We start from the raw sequence: 16,560 nt of genomic DNA, 5'->3' as shown, positions 1-16,560 counted from the left end.
TGAATTAAAGTCGTTACTTTATTTTCACGATTTGATTGTTTTTCCCGTTATCCTTCACCTCTCCATTGGTGCTAATTTTACAAGAAGAGGAAAACGAATTCAATTCGACTGGCATACTTGTTAAGTTCGTCAACACAATTCCCGAAGTAGGCGCAGTTCCTAATGGCGAAAAACCGTTATTCGCGGGTGGCGTAGTGGCTCCAATTTTTATCGGAAGAATTTTCCCTTTGCTCAAATCTCCCTCTTTTTTAAGCGTTACTTTATGATTGTCTCCTGAAATGCACGCCAAGGCATGAACTGTAGTTTTAGAATCATTCGAAGTCAAGGTTAGTTCTACATCCGAAACTTCACCTTTGGTCACGTACAACAACGGTCCATTGACCATATCCCCTCGACTATTTTCAACTTTCACACCTGTAATATTATACCCCACTTCGCAACCCAAAGCTTCACAATTTTTGATTAAAACAGCATCGGTTACTTTCCCGAAAGCAAAACCAATACGGGTATTTTTTGCCTTACAATTTACAGCCGTAACCGCTCCTGTTGTTCTCCCGTCCACGCCGCCTTTGCCGTACATACGAAAACCACATTCATTTAATGACTTGGTATATCCCGGTGTTATGACTTTCTTGCCTTCATAATTTTTATAAACAGAAGCAAAACCTACTTTGTGCGCCAATCCTGAAGTTTCCGCCAGCATTTCGTCTGTGGTTCTTGTCATCCCTTCGGCATAACAATTCTCAAAATACACGTTGCGCCCTCCTTGTATAAAAAAGAGGTGACCAAAGGCTTTCGAATAAATAGCACAGTCCACAATGGTATCGTTAGTACCTTCAATACACATTCCACTATGTTTTTGTAGCGGAGCTAAATTAGCATCGCCTTTTCCTAATAAATCGCCATAACCATAAGGCGAAGAACCATTCACATTTAGTGTCACTTTTTCAATTTTGGCATTATCACCAGCCACCGTAAACGTATGCCCTCCTTTTGAAGTCGCAAAATTCCCTAAATCAGTCACGGTTAATCCTTTGATATGCACATTTTTTCCCGATAGATACAACTCACTCACTCGGGCTTTAAAAACACCCAGCAATTTGGTATTAATCTCAATGGTTACCCCTGTTAGGTTAAAAATATTGTCGCTTCCGCTAAAATGAATCATCGCATACCTTCCAACTTTATCGGGTATAGTATTTTTGATCACATCAGCAGTGAGGTATTCTTGCATCGAATAAACGCCGGGTTTCATGGTTATGGTATTCCCACTTTCGGATGCGTATTTTGCTAATTCTTTTAAAGAGCTAATTTTTATTTCGGCTGCCTGACTACAATAACAACAGCATAGTAGGGTAAAAATCAATAGTATTTGTCGCTTCATCATATTTTTATGTTTTTAGTATAATTTAAATTTTAGAAAGGTATTTATTTTGTTATAATTTGATTGTTATCGCCTTTATTTTCGCTTATTTTTCCATTGGTTTCGATACGACAATTTTTTGCCATCGCTCCAATAGAAATTGGCATGCCGGTTTCATTTTTTAAACGAAGATTAACTACTTTTTCTTCACTATAAGGAGACATCGACTCACCGTGCATTGGAGGAGTAAATCCCACTAAAATAGGAAGTTCTTGCTTTCTTTTCTTTCCATCTGCTTTCAGGATAATATTGTTACTTTCTCCAAAAACCGTCATTAAAGAGTGTACCTTTCTGTCTGATTCGGTAGGTACTAGGCTTAATTCCACCTCCACATTATTACCCTCTACAAACAACAGCGGCCCGTAGTTAGCATCTCCTTTGCAATTGCGCATTACCGTTTGGTCTCCAATCCAATACGCACGTTCTGTGCCAGTAGTGGTGCAATTTTCCAAATTCGCCTGATTAAACCGAAGTTCAAAACCGCCTCGGGTATTTTTGGCCGTACAATTCTTAAAGGCTATATTTTCACATTTCCCATAAGTTCGAAAACCATCTTCGCAAAGCGATTTCATATAACCCGGAGTTACAATATATTCGCCCTCGCGGTTTTGTGTCCAAGTTTTGAATTTCACATCAAAAGCAGGGCCGGATGTTTCTGCCAATATAGCATCGGTAGTACGCACTTCACCTTCGGCATAACAGTCTTCGAAATACACATTCTTGGGATTTTTTTGAATAAAAAAGCAATGCCCAAAAGAACGGCTAATCACTTTGCAGCCGTAGAGTTTGGTACTATTTCCGGTGACCAACAGCCCGCTGTGTTTTTGGTGTTTAATGGTCGTTTCTTTCTGACCGCCTTTGCCAAATAAATCGCCATAGCCATACGGATACGAGCCTGCTACATACAAACTGATGTTTTTCAGAATATTCGCTTCGCCCGCTACCTGAAGCACTGTTCCGCCTGGAGAAATTCCATTGCCAATACATCGGATGCTAAGTTCCTCAAAAGTATTATTGGAACCCGTAATCAAAAACTCATCGGAATGAATTGGTGGTTTTAAAGCTGTTCGAATCTTTGTATCCAGTTCAATTTCAACTCCTTTTAAATGAAAAACATTGTTACTTCCGCTAAAAGTGATATACTGATATTCTTTTCGATTACGACGATCGGTAATAACATCGGTAGTCAAATAGTCGGTCAGACGATACACGCCCGGCTGCATACTAATGGTATTACCACTTTCCTTAGCATATTTGGCCAACTCTTGTAAGGATTTGATTTTGATTTCTCTGGCATTTATAGCATTACCAATAACTAATAATCCAACTATAAATAATCTTGCTATTGCTTTCATTTATTATTTTATTTTATCTCAGATTTAAAACTACCGTTTCTTCTGCCTTAATTTTTAGAGTTTCTTTAAACTTAATCGCATTAGAATCTTTTAAAGAAAACCTTTTTAACTCAAGTGCCCCTTCTTGTACCGATAACTCCACGCTTTCCTTATCAATTTTGCAAACGCCCCAAGCACTTCCATTCGACCAAAAGTAAGTTCCTGGAGTCGCTGTAAACGCAATGGATTTTTCTACTGCCGAATAATTAAATCCAGAAAGCGCAATCACAGCTCCCCAACTCGCCATGGCACGGGCATAATTGTTTCCGCATTCTGCTTCGTTAAAAGGATTACGTTTTAAACCATCGTATCGGTCTCTGATGTTTTTGATATTCGATAAACCTTGTTCTGTTTGACCTTCATACATCATGCCTATCGAAGCGGTGTATTCAAATCCTGTCATTGCCTCAGTAAAATAAGGAAAAGGAAACAAGGGTCTCTCTCCTGGATAGCTTGCCATGACCAATGATTTTTCGTCCCCCAACACATACGAACGCATATTGTTAAAACCAGAGCTGCTATCGTCTCTCAAGTTGTATTTCATAATGCTGTTTAAGGCTGTTTTTACATGCTCCTCTTTGGTTAAATAGCCTAAATCACAAATATGAGCCATGAACTGTCCCACCAATTGATCCACCAAACAGCCTTTTCCCAATTGATACGCAGGATTTTCTAAATCTTTGGATTCTAAACCTTTCAGTAAAGGAGCCGCAATTTCTTCGCGACTTTTGGGAGGTTGGATAATGTGAATGTAATATTCGCCGTTAAAAAGATTTTTATCCATCCATTGGCTTCCTTTTTCAAAAAGACTGTTACAGGTTTTAGCAAATTGCTTATCCCCCGAAAAGGTTGCCATTTTTTCAGCAGCTCGAAGCGCTCCCAAATACCAAATTCCCATTTGAGGATTGGGGCCAAAATACTGTACATCCATGGTATTGTGCTGACAACCATCCATCACGCCGTCCTTATTAGCGTCCCATCCTCCTTTTATCCAGCAGAATTCCATGGTTTTTTTCACCTTTGGCCACAGCTTTTTGAGTAATTCGTTATCACCACTCAGTTGCCAATCGCGATACATTTTCATAATAGCACCTAATTGCCCATCGGCTGCGGGTCTGCCAAATTCGTTCGCACGTTCTAAGGGCAAATTCACTCGAAAACTCATCATCCCTTTGTCATCGGTAGCATGCGCAAATTCAATCTCACGCATCGAACGCGCTAGCTCTCCAAACAAAAAAGGGGTGGCTTGGTCGTAATTCCATACATGGGTACAGTTTCCATGGCAAACTCCCTTGGTGTCGCTCGTACCTTCCCATCCGTAGAAATTCCCATCCGCAGTACGGAAACAGGTTTGGGTTCGAAGCGTAGAGGTATTATTCAAGGCGGCTTCTTTTACTACATTTGGCAAATCGCTATTCACAAAAGCAGTTACAAATTCTTTTGTTTTAGATTCCAGATTGGGGACTTGTGGCATTGTTTTTTCAACTACATCCCAAGCATCCTTGTACTGGGTGCTGTAATAATTGGTTAACATATCACTTAATCCATCCTCTGCAGGTGTCCAAGTTTCCCGATTAGGAAAATGCCAGCTAATGTAAAAGCTAACTTCACGAGTACTATTGGCAGGAACCGATACCTCAACCGCCATCGATGCCATCGGTCGGTCTTCTCCATTGTGTTCTCGATTTTCTAAACGACCATCAGTGCTATAATCATCCCAAAAATCAAGGCGGGAATTCCCCCAAACTTCTTCACTCCAAGAGGTACGGTAGCTAACCTTTTCGTTGCTGGAAGTAGATAGTGCCATGGTTCCCCATGCTACCGCATTCTTATCTACCCCATCCGAACTCATAAAAATACCTTGAGCGTTTTTTCCATTTCTGAAAACATTTTTATTTTTTTTGGCTCCGACAGGAATTAAAGCACTTCCTCTTCCAATAGGTTCCCGTACCGAACCATCTTCTCCAATAAAATTGGGCATGTTCGCACAAACGGAGGCAAAAACAGCTTTATCAGTTGTATTCGTTAACTCGTAGGTAATGACTGCAATAGGTATTCCGCTTGCCTTGGCATCCCCAGGAATGAAGGGATTGAATGCTTTAATACGAACAGTAAGTGGCACTTTTTTATCCGAGAGCAACACTTGTCCAAAAGGATAGGCTGCCTTAAAAGTACAGGTTTCAAAGCGAGGAAAACCATGATTCACTGCTGTACTTCCAAAAGCACCTTCATAAAGCGAATAATCCAAGGGACCTTCGAGTACTCGGCTATCTTTTTTACCATCGGCAGTTTGGGTAAACAATGCAAAAAAAGGACCGATGTACCTCAATTTTTCACTCGTTGGAATATAGCCTTTGGCAGCAGTATTCATAATTTCCCAATCTTGCAAATTACCACGTCCTCCTAGGGATACAGTTCCAGTTCCTATTCCGCCAATTGGCATCGATATTTTTGCCAAATGATGCGCATCATAGGTCGTCAAAACGGGCCAGTCAGTGGTTGTAGCTTGCGCCGTTTTCTTTATTATTTTTGGAGTAACTCCTTGAATTACTTTCGCCCCTTGTGCCTGCAAAAGCAATCCTTGTAATAGCATTACAAAGATTACTACCAAGCGACTATTTAGGAATTTATTTTTCATTTTTTTAATTAGCATTTGAGATGGAATGTTTTTTCAGTTTAGCTTCCATTTCTTTTCTACATGGGTGACTTAAATCATCGATACAAAGAAACAATGCCTTCTTTTTGTCGTTTTTTTTTGCCCCCAATTGTTTCTTTTTCTTGACTTATAACGGATGTTACAATAAATAAAAACAGTTTCTTGGCTTGTACCTCATCAAACTAAAATTATTTCAAATTAATTTTAGATTCCTTACCGGTAAAAACTACTTTTTCCGTTTTTCCTTTACCAACTAATTCCACTACGAAGTCCATTGGTTTTTGTTTAAAATCAATGAAATTTCCTTGACCGTTTTTAATATTTAATTCTTTTTTAGCTTCTGAATAAGTAAAAACAATTTCCGAATATTTCCCTTTTTCATATTCATAGGACTCATTATCATCCAAATACAATACAAACTGCGCGTCTTTTCCTGGGTAAACTTTAATTTGCAAGGGCTCCGTTGTTTTTTGAGTAGCATATTGCACTTTTGGGCCTAAAGGCAAGATTGTTCCTGCTTTCACAAACATCGGAATTTCATTCAGTTCCGCTTTAACTTTAATGGTTTTACCACCTTGCATTTTTTCGTTTGTCCAATAGTTGTACCAGTCTCCTTCAGGGAAATACATGTCCTTTTCACGTTGTTGGTATTGGGTAACAAAACCTACCATAATCGATTCGCCAAAAAACAATTGGTCTTTTATTCCCCAAGTGTTTTTATCATTCGGGTATTGATAGGCTAACGGACTCATCAATTGGCGGCTGTTATTGGTAATTTGCCAAGCTTGCGAATAGATGTACGGTATTAATTGGTAGCGCAAATCAATAAATTTACGAGCAGTACTTTCAAAGGCTTGGTTGTATCTCCAAATTTCGGTTTCGGACACATACCCATGAATTCGGAAAATGGGACTAAAAGTGCCAAACTGAAACCAACGTGTCAACAACTCAATGTATTCTGGATTGGTGTACTGGCTGTCAAACTCAGGATTTATCGATTTTGAATCTCTAAAGAATCCCCCAATATCGTGTGTCCAATAAGGTACACCTGCCATCGTAAAATTCAGACCAGCGGCAATTTGTTCTGAGAATTGTCTCCAAGAGGCTTCCACATCGCCCGACCAAGAAGCCACACCGTAACGCTGCTGCCCTGAATAAGCCGAACGCGTTAAATTGAAAACACGCTCCTTAGGATAATCGGCTCTTCTGCCTTCATACATGGCTCGGGTTACTTCCAGCGAATACGGATTTTGCACTTCTTCATATGAACCCACTGCCGTTTTCACTTTTGTATTGTTAACCCCTTCTGGTTCGGTTCCGTCTAACCAAATCGATTTTACGCCCAATTTGAACATCGAATCATTAATCATGCGATAAAAACGCTCGCTCACTCCTTTGTCATAAATGTCCACATTGTTGCTGCCTTCAATTTTGGTCAAATTGTATTTTTTTTCCAAAGCTGCGTTTTTGACCTCAGGCCAAACCGAAACCATCAAATTCAGATTCATCGCTTTCAATTCGTCCACCATCGCTTTTGCATCTGGATATTTAGCTCTATCCCATTCGGGACCTTTGGTTTTTTCTGGCCAATAAAACCAGTCTTGTACAATGTTGTCAAAAGGAATTTGACGTTTTCTCATTTCGCGTGCATTTTCTAATAACTCGGCTTGATTGTGATATCGCTCACGACATTGCCAAAAACCATAAGTGCTTTTAGCAAACATAGGTGCTTTTCCAGTCAAATCTTGGTAGTTTGCAATCACCTCGCCCGGATTTGCTCCTTGAATCAAATAATAATCAATCGTGCTTCCTTTGGTACTGCTAAAAACGGTTTTGTTGAAATCAGGTTCGTTATAAAATAATTTACCTGGGATTTTAGCTCCTGTATTTTGAAATACGATTTCATACGTTTTGCCCGCTTGCAAGTATTTTTTACCCGAATACCTTCTTGGCATCCAAATGGTAGAATAATTGATGATATCCTCTCCGTCCACAGTCACCTTGATTTCGCCACGCATGCGTCCGTTGTTATCGCTTAGCGCTAAAAAAGTATATTCTCCCGATTTTTTAGGAGTGAAAGTGGTCTCGCGAATGTTTTTATCTAAATTTTCTTTAGAAATATAAGCGGCTACATTTTCTTTTTCCCCTGTTGCCACCGCCTCTTTAGTGCTGGCTGTATTTTTAAAATCGCCTGTATTGGCAAATTGAATTTCGTTTTGCGGTTCGTTAAAATCGGTCAAACTGTAGTTGTGCCAGTAAATACCATAGCCTTTGGTCGAAATCAAAAACGGAATGGCAATTTCCTGATTGTATTGTTGCAAACGCATTGGAACATTTTTCCAATTCATAATGCCGCTTTGAAATTGTCCCAAACCGTACAAGGCTTCATCGCCTACGGTAAACGATTGTGACACGGCATTGCCTTTGTCATTATTGGGTTTTATATAAGTGACCTCTTGGGTTTCACCTACTAATTTTTTATTGTCTTTCGTTTCATATCCAATGTTTCCCGCTTTATCCACAACTACTTTTAAATTTGCCGTGCTTATCAAGAGTTGGTCTTTGTTTTGTTTTAAATTCCAACTTACTTTTTGCGGTTTTAAAATGGTCACATAATCCGGAATCACGGAAGGCTTGGTTCCTGTCAATGTTTTTTTGACGTGGATAATAGACGCATTCACGATTTCGATTTGAATGGTTTCTTTGTCTTTTTGGATATTGACCCCATTAGCGTTTTTTTCAAATGCAAATGGGTATCTATTTTGTCCTGTTGCCGTTAAAATCACCAATAGGAATAGGCTTAAACTGAAAATAGGGAGGTTCTTTTTCATTTTTGGTCTTAAAGATTTTGGTTGGTACACTAGCAATACTTTGCTTTTTAATTTCGTTGCACTGCCGTTTGGTACAATTCTTCGGTTTGTTTTCGAAGTTTTTTCAAAATAGTACTGTGTTTCGAATCATTAACAAGATTATTTTGTTCTAAAGGATCGTTGTCCACATCGTATAACTCTTCAATTTTTGGCGTATGCTCATAATACACAATGTACTTCCAACGCGCGGTTCTAATACCACGGCTACGGTAGGATTTATTGGCATCAATTAGATTTTTATTGATTTCGTCCACGTTTTCTTTATATCTCGAACCAAACATATCTGCCAGAAATAAGTCTTCCATAAAAACGGCATCACGCCATTTGGATTTGTCTTGGGTTTGATTCAAAACTTTGCTAAAATCCTGACCTTGCATACTCGATGGGATTGACAAACCCGCTAGCGAAACAATGGTAGGCGCCATATCTACAGAGGAAATAAGTGCGTCTTCGCGTCGTTGTCTTTTGGCTGCTGGAATCCGTCCGTCATACACAATCAAAGGCGCTTTTACCGACTCTTCGTATAAAATACATTTATCGAACAAACCGTGGGAGCCTTGAAAACGTCCGTTATCACTGGTGTAAATAATGATGGTATTTTCTAGCAATCCTTTTTCTTTCAGCATTTCAACTAACAAACCTACTTGTTGGTCCACGCTGTAGCCTTGGGTGGCAAAACGACGCACCAAGCGTTGGTACAATTCGGGTGTCGAGGAACGCGCGGCATGTAATTTTACGCCACGGGCATTTTCTTTTACTACTTTTGGCAATTTATCATTCGCACCTTCAACCCAATTGCCGGGAACTGAAAATTCTTTGTCTTTAAATTGCTCAAAATGCGGCATGTACATGTCCTTGTTGTTGTCGTGCTTCACGGCATAAAAACTCACAGACAAACAAAAAGGCTGTTCTTTGGGCTGGGTTTCGATAAAATGTAGCATCGCCTCCCCTGTTCGTAAGGTTCTGCCTGAGTTGATTCGTTCTTCTTTATAAATTTCATGTAATACTTGGTCTTCTTTGGGCCAAATAACAAAGTCTTTTCGATCGTAGGTTTCGCTGCCTGCAAAATAATCAAAGACAACCTTCATGTTTTCTTCGTAGAACTGTTCTTTTGGAGTACTTGGTCGAGTCGCTTCGGGTGTTACGGTAAAGCCTACTTTGCCAATAAAACCCGTTCTATAACCTGCTTTTTTAAGAATCGCAGGATAACTTTTCGCAAAATCAGCTTGGGACAGCGTATAATCTTCGGGAGCTACAAAACCCACTTTATGACTGGACAAGTGGCGCCCCGTTAGCATGGTTACCCGACTGGGCATACAAATCGCCACGGCATAGTAGGCCTTATCAAAAGTAACACCCTGAGCCGCTAATTTGTCTATATTGGGTGTATTGAATTCAGGTCGACCATAGCAACCCATATTATCCCAACGCTGGTCATCGGTCATTAAAAAAATGATGTTGGGTTGTTTATTATGAATGGCTGTTTCTACCTTTTTTGACTGTCCGCTCACTATCAAAAAAGAAAGCATAAAAACGCTCCAACGTAAATTGTTTATCATATCCTACCCTATTAAAATTCAGATTGCGCTGCTAAAAAAGCTATTCGCATTTCCAAAAATAGACAATTGGTCTAGGGTATAGTATAAATCATGATTCATACTATATAAAACATGATTGATTATAGTACCTACAGGCGATTGCCACAGCAAACAAATGAGACTTAGCTAGAAATAACGGGCTAAAAGATTTCCACTAAAAACACTTTTTTGATGGGATTCGGCAATGAAAAAATGGTTGTGTTTTTACTTTTTACTCTTTTTAATTTTATCAAAATGAACATAATTATAATACACAGCCCCTTCAATTTCGCCCGCTGAATTGTAAAACCAAGTTTGAATAAAAGCAGGACCCTTTGGTATATTTTTAATCGTAAAATTGACACCATCTAGATTAGGATTGGCGATTTTCTTTTCGTCTACATACACGGTGTCCCCGTTCCAAATTTTAATTCGGGCACTAGCAATTTTCAATGCTTTTCCAGAACCAGCAGACGTTAAAGTCGTTTCTTTTTCAATCTCTTTTGGCCAACGGCGTAAATCAAAATGATAAGTGCCTTTTTTATCAAATTCTACCGCGATAAAACCACTTCCAGCGCTTCCTTTTTCGACATCGCCTTGATGCCAAATCACAGTTCCGTGAAAATCGTGTGCATGCAGTACAGATTCCGGTTCTTTGGGGCTTCCTATAATTATTCGGGTATATTCCGAAGCGCGTTCTTCGACTAGTTTCCACCAGTTTTCATATTCTTGTTTTAATTCGGCCACCACGGGAGCATAAGCAGTATTGGCTATGATATTGTTTTGCTGTTTCTCGTCTACTAAAACATCATACAATTCCCAATCCGAAGTACTGCTGATACGGAGCAAACGCCATTTGTGTTGGATAACATCCCCTTCCCAGTCGTCTTTTTTAACCGATAATTTTTTATATTTTTCAGCAAATTCCGTCCACATATCGTTAATAACCACCGCTCTGTTTTTATACTCCAGAGGGTCATTAGTGGGATCGCTATCCAAAAAAGCCTTAAAACTTTTGCCTCTAATTTTTAATTTTTCCGGTCGATTGGGCACATCTTTTAAGTCCAATAGATCCATAAAAGTAGGCAGCCAATCGATATGAGCAGTTAATGCAGCCACTTCTCTCCCCTTACCTTCGCCTCCCAGATTTCCTTTTTCCCATCGAATGAAACAAGGCACACGCGTACCCCCATCATAATTAGACCCTTTTCCGCCTCTCAAATAACCGCCATCGCCATTATCGGTGGTAAAAACCAAAATGGTATTCTCGGAAATGCCTTTGTCTTCTAAGAATTGTATTAAGCGACCCATATTTTTATCAATATTTTCGATGGTTCCCGTTTTAGCGCTGACCCCCTTGCGTGCATCGGACGGCAATACATGTGGCGCATGAGCAGTACCAAGCGGAATATAAGCAAAGAAAGGTTGGTTCTTTTTGATGTTGGCTTCCATAAAATCCATGGCTCGATTCATAAAGAAATTGGTCGTAAAAGCACCTTCAATGCCATCATTTTCATCGGTCATTTTTACCAAAGTATCATTCACCCACATACTAGCGCTGTTGTTGGTATTTCCCCAATAATCGGGTTGTTGTCCCGTTCCTCCGCCTTTAATCCAAGCTACATATTCAAAACCACGATCTTTTGGCCGAAACGGATAATTGTCTCCCAAATGCCATTTGAAAAACAAACCTGTAGCATAGCCATTGGCTTTGAAAATATCAGCCATCGTGATTTCGTCAGCGCGCAGCATATTGCGGCCGTTAATCGTGTGCCAAACCCCCACAACATCACTAGGTCGGCCTGTTAAAAGCGCCGCTCTTGTGGGAGAACAACTAGGCGATACATGAAAATCGGTTAAGCGAACGGACTCTTTGGCCAAGTTATCTATATTGGGAGTTCTTGCACCATTTTCTTTATAATAGGAAAAAGAGCTGTGACTGATATCGTCAGGCATCACAAAAATGACATTGGGACGGTCTTTGGATTGAGCTGAAAGATGTAAGTTCCAAAGTAAACTTAACACCAGTATACTAGATTGTAGTAATTTCATATCTCTTGAGATAATTTTTTAAAATTCGATTTAAACCAGAATCCTCATTTAGATTCTGTTATTTTCTTTCGCACAGATTTTTTAGATTGTAATAGATATCAAACTAAAAAAAAATCCAATACATCGCAATTTCCATCCGAAATTCTATCTAACTGTTTTTTAAAAGCAATAATCAAACGCTTTTATTTTAAATAAAATCTGTCAAATCTTCGTGTAAAAATAAGCACGCAGATTTGGCAGATTTTTGCAGATAATTTTTACAAATTCATGTAATTCAATTTAATATATTTCTGAATTTGTCCATCTATTTTCCTACCAAAACAATTTCATCACCTACTTTTGTTGGAATATCTAGCATGAAAGTTGGTTTTAAAACTGGTTTTTTCAGCGAAGACTCTTTAGCAACTAGCGGCTCTTTTATTGCAGCAATGGCGAAAAAAGGATTCGGATTTACTTCTGAAGTTACTGCCGCAGCTTTACCTTTTTGAAGCACTAATTCATTGTACGAACGAATGCGGCAGTTGCCACCTAAATTAGATTTCAGCACTACTTTAGACAATTTGCCTTCTTTCCATTCCATCGATTTAATTTCGAATCCACCGCGAGCTCTAAAACCCGAAACTGTTCCTGCTTTCCAAACATCAGGAAGTGCCGGAATCAAATGAATGGCGCCATCATGGCTTTGCACTAACATTTCGGTCAAACCAGAGGTAAATCCAAAATTTCCATCAATTTGAAAAGGCGGATGTGCATCGAGCATATTGGCATAGGTTCCGCCTCCTTTTGGAGAATCTGCTCGTCCTACCAATTTGATTTGGTCGCCCATTAATTTATAAGCATGGTTTCCGTCTAGCAATCGCGCCCATAAATTGATTTTCCAGTTCATCGACCAGCCCGTTGAGGGATCGCCACGCTGAATCAAAGTGTTTTTTGCCCCTTCAAACAATTCGGGATGGCGATAAGGCGAAATTTGATTTGATGGATACAAGCCGTACAAATGCGAAACGTGACGGTGATCCTCCGTCGGGTCGTCCCAATCTTCTAACCATTCTTGCAATTGGTTGTGTTTTCCTATTTGCATTGGAGGCAATTGCGGCAAGGTGTTTTCGATCTTTTTTACGAATACCTCATCTACATTCAAAATCTTTGCGGCTTGAATGGTTTTCACAAAAATATCGTAAACCAATTGGTTGTCCATCGTCGTCCCGTCTTGGATGTTCACACTTTTAGGACGACCCGCAGGTCCATGCTCGGGCGACATCGATGGAGAAATAATCAGCCAATTGTGTTGGGGTTCTTTAACTAAAAAACTCAAACAAAATTCGGCTGCCCCTTTCATCGCGGGATAAACGGAGCGCAAATAATTTTTATCCCCATTAAACATATATTTCTCCCATAAATGCTGGGCTAACCATGTACCTCCCGTAGGCCAAATTCCCCATGTAGCGCCATCAACAGGGCCCGCAATACGCCAGATATCGGTATTGTGATGCGCCATCCAACCGTCGGCGCCGTACATTACTTTGGCGGTTTCGGCTCCCGTTACCGATAGTTCTTTGACCAAATCGACTAAAGGTTCGTGCATCTCGGTTAAATTGGTCACCTCAGCAGGCCAATAATTCATTTGGGTATTGATGTTAATGGTATAGGCACTTTTCCAAGGCGGTAATAAGTCTTTATTCCAAATCCCTTGTAAATTAGCCGCTTGCCCGCCAGGTTGCGAAGAAGAAATCAGCAAATAGCGGCCAAATTGAAAATACAATGCGGCCAATGAAGGATCATAACTCGTGCTAAATTCTTTTATGCGAATATCCGTTGGCTTAGTAACCGCGTCGGTTTGTCCCAAATTCAGCTGTACTCTATTGAAATATTTCTGATAAAAAGCTGTATGATCTTGAACCAATTGGTGGTACTTTTTCTTTTCGGCTTTGGCGATATAATCCACCGCTCTTTTATGAGCATCGGCACTAATATCATGGTAATTCACAAAATTAGTTGCTATTGATAAGTACATCAAGACACTATTGGCATTGCTAACTACTATTTTATCAGTCTCTGCGGTTAGTTTCCCGCCCTCAGGCATGATTTTTAAACGAGATTCAAAAGCCACCTGACCTTTAATCGGTATTCCGTTTTTAATGCGTTTGCTCAGTCCATCACTACTTAGCCCCACCATTTTTAAAACCGAATTGTCCTCTGTAGCAACAGTTACTTTTGCCGGAGCTGGACGATCCATGCCTGCTGTAAAGCTGATTTTTCCTTTCTGGCTAGCGGTTATTTTAATTACGATAACTTGATCGGTAAACGAAGTGAAGATTTCGCGTTTGTAATCGACCCCGTCTACCGAATAAGTAGTGATTGTTATGGCCTTTTCAATATCGAGTTCACGACGATAGTTGCTGAATTTTTCCTGATTCACAAAATCAAGTCGCAAGTCGCCCACTGTTTCATAACACATGCCGTGTGAAATATCCGAAATAAAATTGTTTTCGGCTACATTATGCGCCTCTTGGTATTTTCCTTGAAACAACAACTCGCGAATAGGAGTCAATTGATTTTTTGCTTTTGGGTTGTTATTTTGATGTGGTCCGCCCGCCCAAAGCGTATTTTCGTTTAGCTGGATATCTTCATGAACCGGATTTCCAAAAACCATGGCACCTAAACGACCGTTCCCTATTGGTAAAGCTTCATTCCAGTCGGTTGCTGGGGCATTGTACCATAATTTGAGTGCTGCGTTATTCTGAGCCATCGTGTTTCCTAGCCCTAGACAAAATAAAACAAAAACGTTTACTATAACTTTCATTGGTTATTTTTTATGTTTTTTGGTTGTTAGCTCCTAAAATACCCAAGAGAAATTTAGGATTGATTGGGAATTTATTTTTCAAAATAGCGAAAATATTCCTCAAACGAAATTACTATTTTGTCCATTTTAAGCTATAAATTAAAATTCCTTTTCTATAACACATAACTCATTTGGTTTGTATTATAAAAAAGGAGAGCAAATGTCTAACGTAAATTTAGATTGCAGCTAAATGGAACGCAGATGATACAGATAAAACGGATTTACACCAATTTTTTAATTCAACATTCGTTTCAAAAGAAATCTGCCGGCAAAGTTTTTAATTATCATAAAAGTAAAAATCTGCAAAATCTCCGTGACAAAAAAAAAACAGACTTCCAGGATTCTTTTCAAATTTAAACCTACAAGGTTTTAAAAACCTTGCAGGATCCCCATCAAAAACCTCAAGTTAATTGTTGCTTATTTTACTTTGGGATTTTCAATTTGAGTCACCTTGTTATTGGTTCCCTTATCTGTTACTTTTCCAAAACTCACTACTGTATTGCCACTCGATGTTTCTTCTAAGATAATTGGATATTCCGTTTCGTTTTTAATCGTTGAATTAGCGTCTTTTACAATAATCGGACGCAAATTAGTATCCAACGGTCCATCGGCACAGTGAAAAACAATTTGATGATTGCTTCCTGAAACATCCGCTATATTATGATCTCCGATAGCATTGGGCGAAGGAAGAATCGTTAATTCGATATTTTGATTGGATTTAGACAATCGAAAATCATTTAGAGGCGCGTATGAAAAGTTGCCTGTTGAACCAATTATAGTTCCTTTTTGAGGCACATTAAAGTTGGTTGCACCACAATCAATAGCCTTCGAATTGATTACAGTTGCACTAGATGCCAAATACAATCTGATTCCGCCTCTCATTTTTTTTACCGTGCAATTTTCTACTGTAACACTGCCGCCTTTGGTATAGACTCTAATGCCATCTTCAGAAAGTGGGTACATCACATTTTTGGGTATAGGCTGCCCCTCTGTTTTGTATTCGGATTTAAAAGGCAAATCTTCTGGATCTTTTTCTAGATATAAATCGGCACTAGGGCGCATTCTCCCTTCGACCAAAGTATTTTTAATCACCGACTTATCCGCAGGTTCCTGCATATAAATACCATGACCAAAGGCTCTTTGTTGCACTTCGCAATTGTCAATCGTATTGCGTTTTCCTTTGAGTAAAATGCCGCAACGCTTGTTCAAACCAAAAACATTGTCTTTTCCAATTCCGTAGATGCTTCCATAACCATACGGAAACGAACCCCTCACGGTTAGCATCACTTTTTCGATTAGGTTATCATCTCCCGAAACCGTTAACACCGCCTGCCCTTTCAGTCCGCTGGCGTGGGTAGCCCTATTTTTATTATAACTGCTAAAATCGGTTACCTCTTCCAATCCATCGATATAGGTATCTTCAAAAGTGGCGCCTTTCAATACATTTTGATTTCCCGAAACCACTATATACCCTAATTTGGTACTTCCTACCGGAACATTGACAAAAACGCCTGTTAAGTCAATCGTATTATTTGAACCCGAACACTCTATTTTTCTGCTTTCTTTCGGCAGTTCCGTCAAATCATATTTTCCGGCTTTGAGGATAATGTTTTGATTGCTGTTTTTTACCACTTCGCAAAGTTGTTTCAAATTCGAAACTTTTACAGTTGTTTGGGCCATTAGAGTCAAACTTGAAAACAATACAAGGCATAGTAGAAATCCTAGCCTAATGGAAAAGTTTTTAAC

At 39.4% G+C, this 16,560-nt stretch carries 8 protein-coding genes; all 8 read right to left on the bottom strand.

The features are described from left to right. Window positions 1–13: 13 nt before the first annotated feature. Complete coding sequence (locus tag GXM17_RS14690) at window positions 14–1,387, bottom strand: hypothetical protein (RefSeq protein ID WP_163400078.1); 1,374 nt, start codon at window positions 1,385–1,387, stop codon at window positions 14–16. A gap of 41 nt (window positions 1,388–1,428) precedes the next feature. Then, window positions 1,429–2,778 carry a hypothetical protein gene (locus tag GXM17_RS14685; protein WP_163400077.1) on the bottom strand — a complete coding sequence of 450 codons (1,350 nt, stop codon included), beginning with the start codon at window positions 2,776–2,778 and terminating at the stop codon, window positions 1,429–1,431. Between the two features lie 13 nt (window positions 2,779–2,791). After that, window positions 2,792–5,428: a GH116 family glycosyl-hydrolase gene (locus GXM17_RS14680; RefSeq protein WP_163400076.1), complete on the bottom strand. Its 2,637-nt coding sequence runs from the start codon at window positions 5,426–5,428 to the stop codon at window positions 2,792–2,794. A 233-nt stretch (window positions 5,429–5,661) separates the two neighbouring features. Continuing rightward, window positions 5,662–8,304 carry a glycoside hydrolase family 31 protein gene (locus GXM17_RS14675; protein ID WP_163400075.1) on the bottom strand — a complete coding sequence of 881 codons (2,643 nt, stop codon included), beginning with the start codon at window positions 8,302–8,304 and terminating at the stop codon, window positions 5,662–5,664. Between the two features lie 47 nt (window positions 8,305–8,351). Beyond that, a complete protein-coding gene (locus GXM17_RS14670; RefSeq protein WP_163400104.1) occupies window positions 8,352–9,872 on the bottom strand; it encodes a sulfatase-like hydrolase/transferase in 1,521 nt (506 codons plus the stop codon). Window positions 9,873–10,145: 273 nt separating this feature from the next. After that, window positions 10,146–11,972 (bottom strand): sulfatase-like hydrolase/transferase, encoded by a 1,827-nt coding sequence (locus GXM17_RS14665; RefSeq protein WP_163400074.1) that lies wholly within the window; start codon window positions 11,970–11,972, stop codon window positions 10,146–10,148. Between the two features lie 304 nt (window positions 11,973–12,276). Continuing rightward, window positions 12,277–14,775 carry a glycoside hydrolase family 95 protein gene (locus GXM17_RS14660; protein ID WP_163400073.1) on the bottom strand — a complete coding sequence of 833 codons (2,499 nt, stop codon included), beginning with the start codon at window positions 14,773–14,775 and terminating at the stop codon, window positions 12,277–12,279. A 456-nt stretch (window positions 14,776–15,231) separates the two neighbouring features. Beyond that, on the bottom strand, window positions 15,232–16,494 hold the full coding sequence (locus tag GXM17_RS14655) for a right-handed parallel beta-helix repeat-containing protein (RefSeq protein ID WP_208796447.1): 1,263 nt from the start codon (window positions 16,492–16,494) through the stop codon (window positions 15,232–15,234). Window positions 16,495–16,560 lie beyond the last annotated feature (66 nt).

The sequence above is a fragment of the Flavobacterium fluviatile genome, assembly GCF_010645065.1.
GTDB classification, from domain to species: Bacteria; Bacteroidota; Bacteroidia; order Flavobacteriales; family Flavobacteriaceae; genus Flavobacterium; species Flavobacterium fluviatile.
The sequence above is the reverse complement of the archived record's forward strand: the minus strand, read 5'-3'. Positions and strand labels throughout refer to the sequence as shown.

Bases quoted from the DNA above. Each gene is read 5' to 3' on its own strand.
- GXM17_RS14660 (WP_163400073.1), bottom strand. From the start codon at position 14,775: ATGAAAGTTATAGTAAACGTTTTTGTTTTATTTTGTCTAGGGCTAGGA.
- GXM17_RS14670 (WP_163400104.1), bottom strand. From the start codon at position 9,872: ATGCTTTCTTTTTTGATAGTGAGCGGACAGTCAAAAAAGGTAGAAACA.
- GXM17_RS14685 (WP_163400077.1), bottom strand. From the start codon at position 2,778: ATGAAAGCAATAGCAAGATTATTTATAGTTGGATTATTAGTTATTGGT.
- GXM17_RS14690 (WP_163400078.1), bottom strand. From the start codon at position 1,387: ATGATGAAGCGACAAATACTATTGATTTTTACCCTACTATGCTGTTGT.
- GXM17_RS14665 (WP_163400074.1), bottom strand. From the start codon at position 11,972: ATGAAATTACTACAATCTAGTATACTGGTGTTAAGTTTACTTTGGAAC.
- GXM17_RS14675 (WP_163400075.1), bottom strand. From the start codon at position 8,304: ATGAAAAAGAACCTCCCTATTTTCAGTTTAAGCCTATTCCTATTGGTG.
- GXM17_RS14655 (WP_208796447.1), bottom strand. From the start codon at position 16,494: ATGGCCCAAACAACTGTAAAAGTTTCGAATTTGAAACAACTTTGCGAA.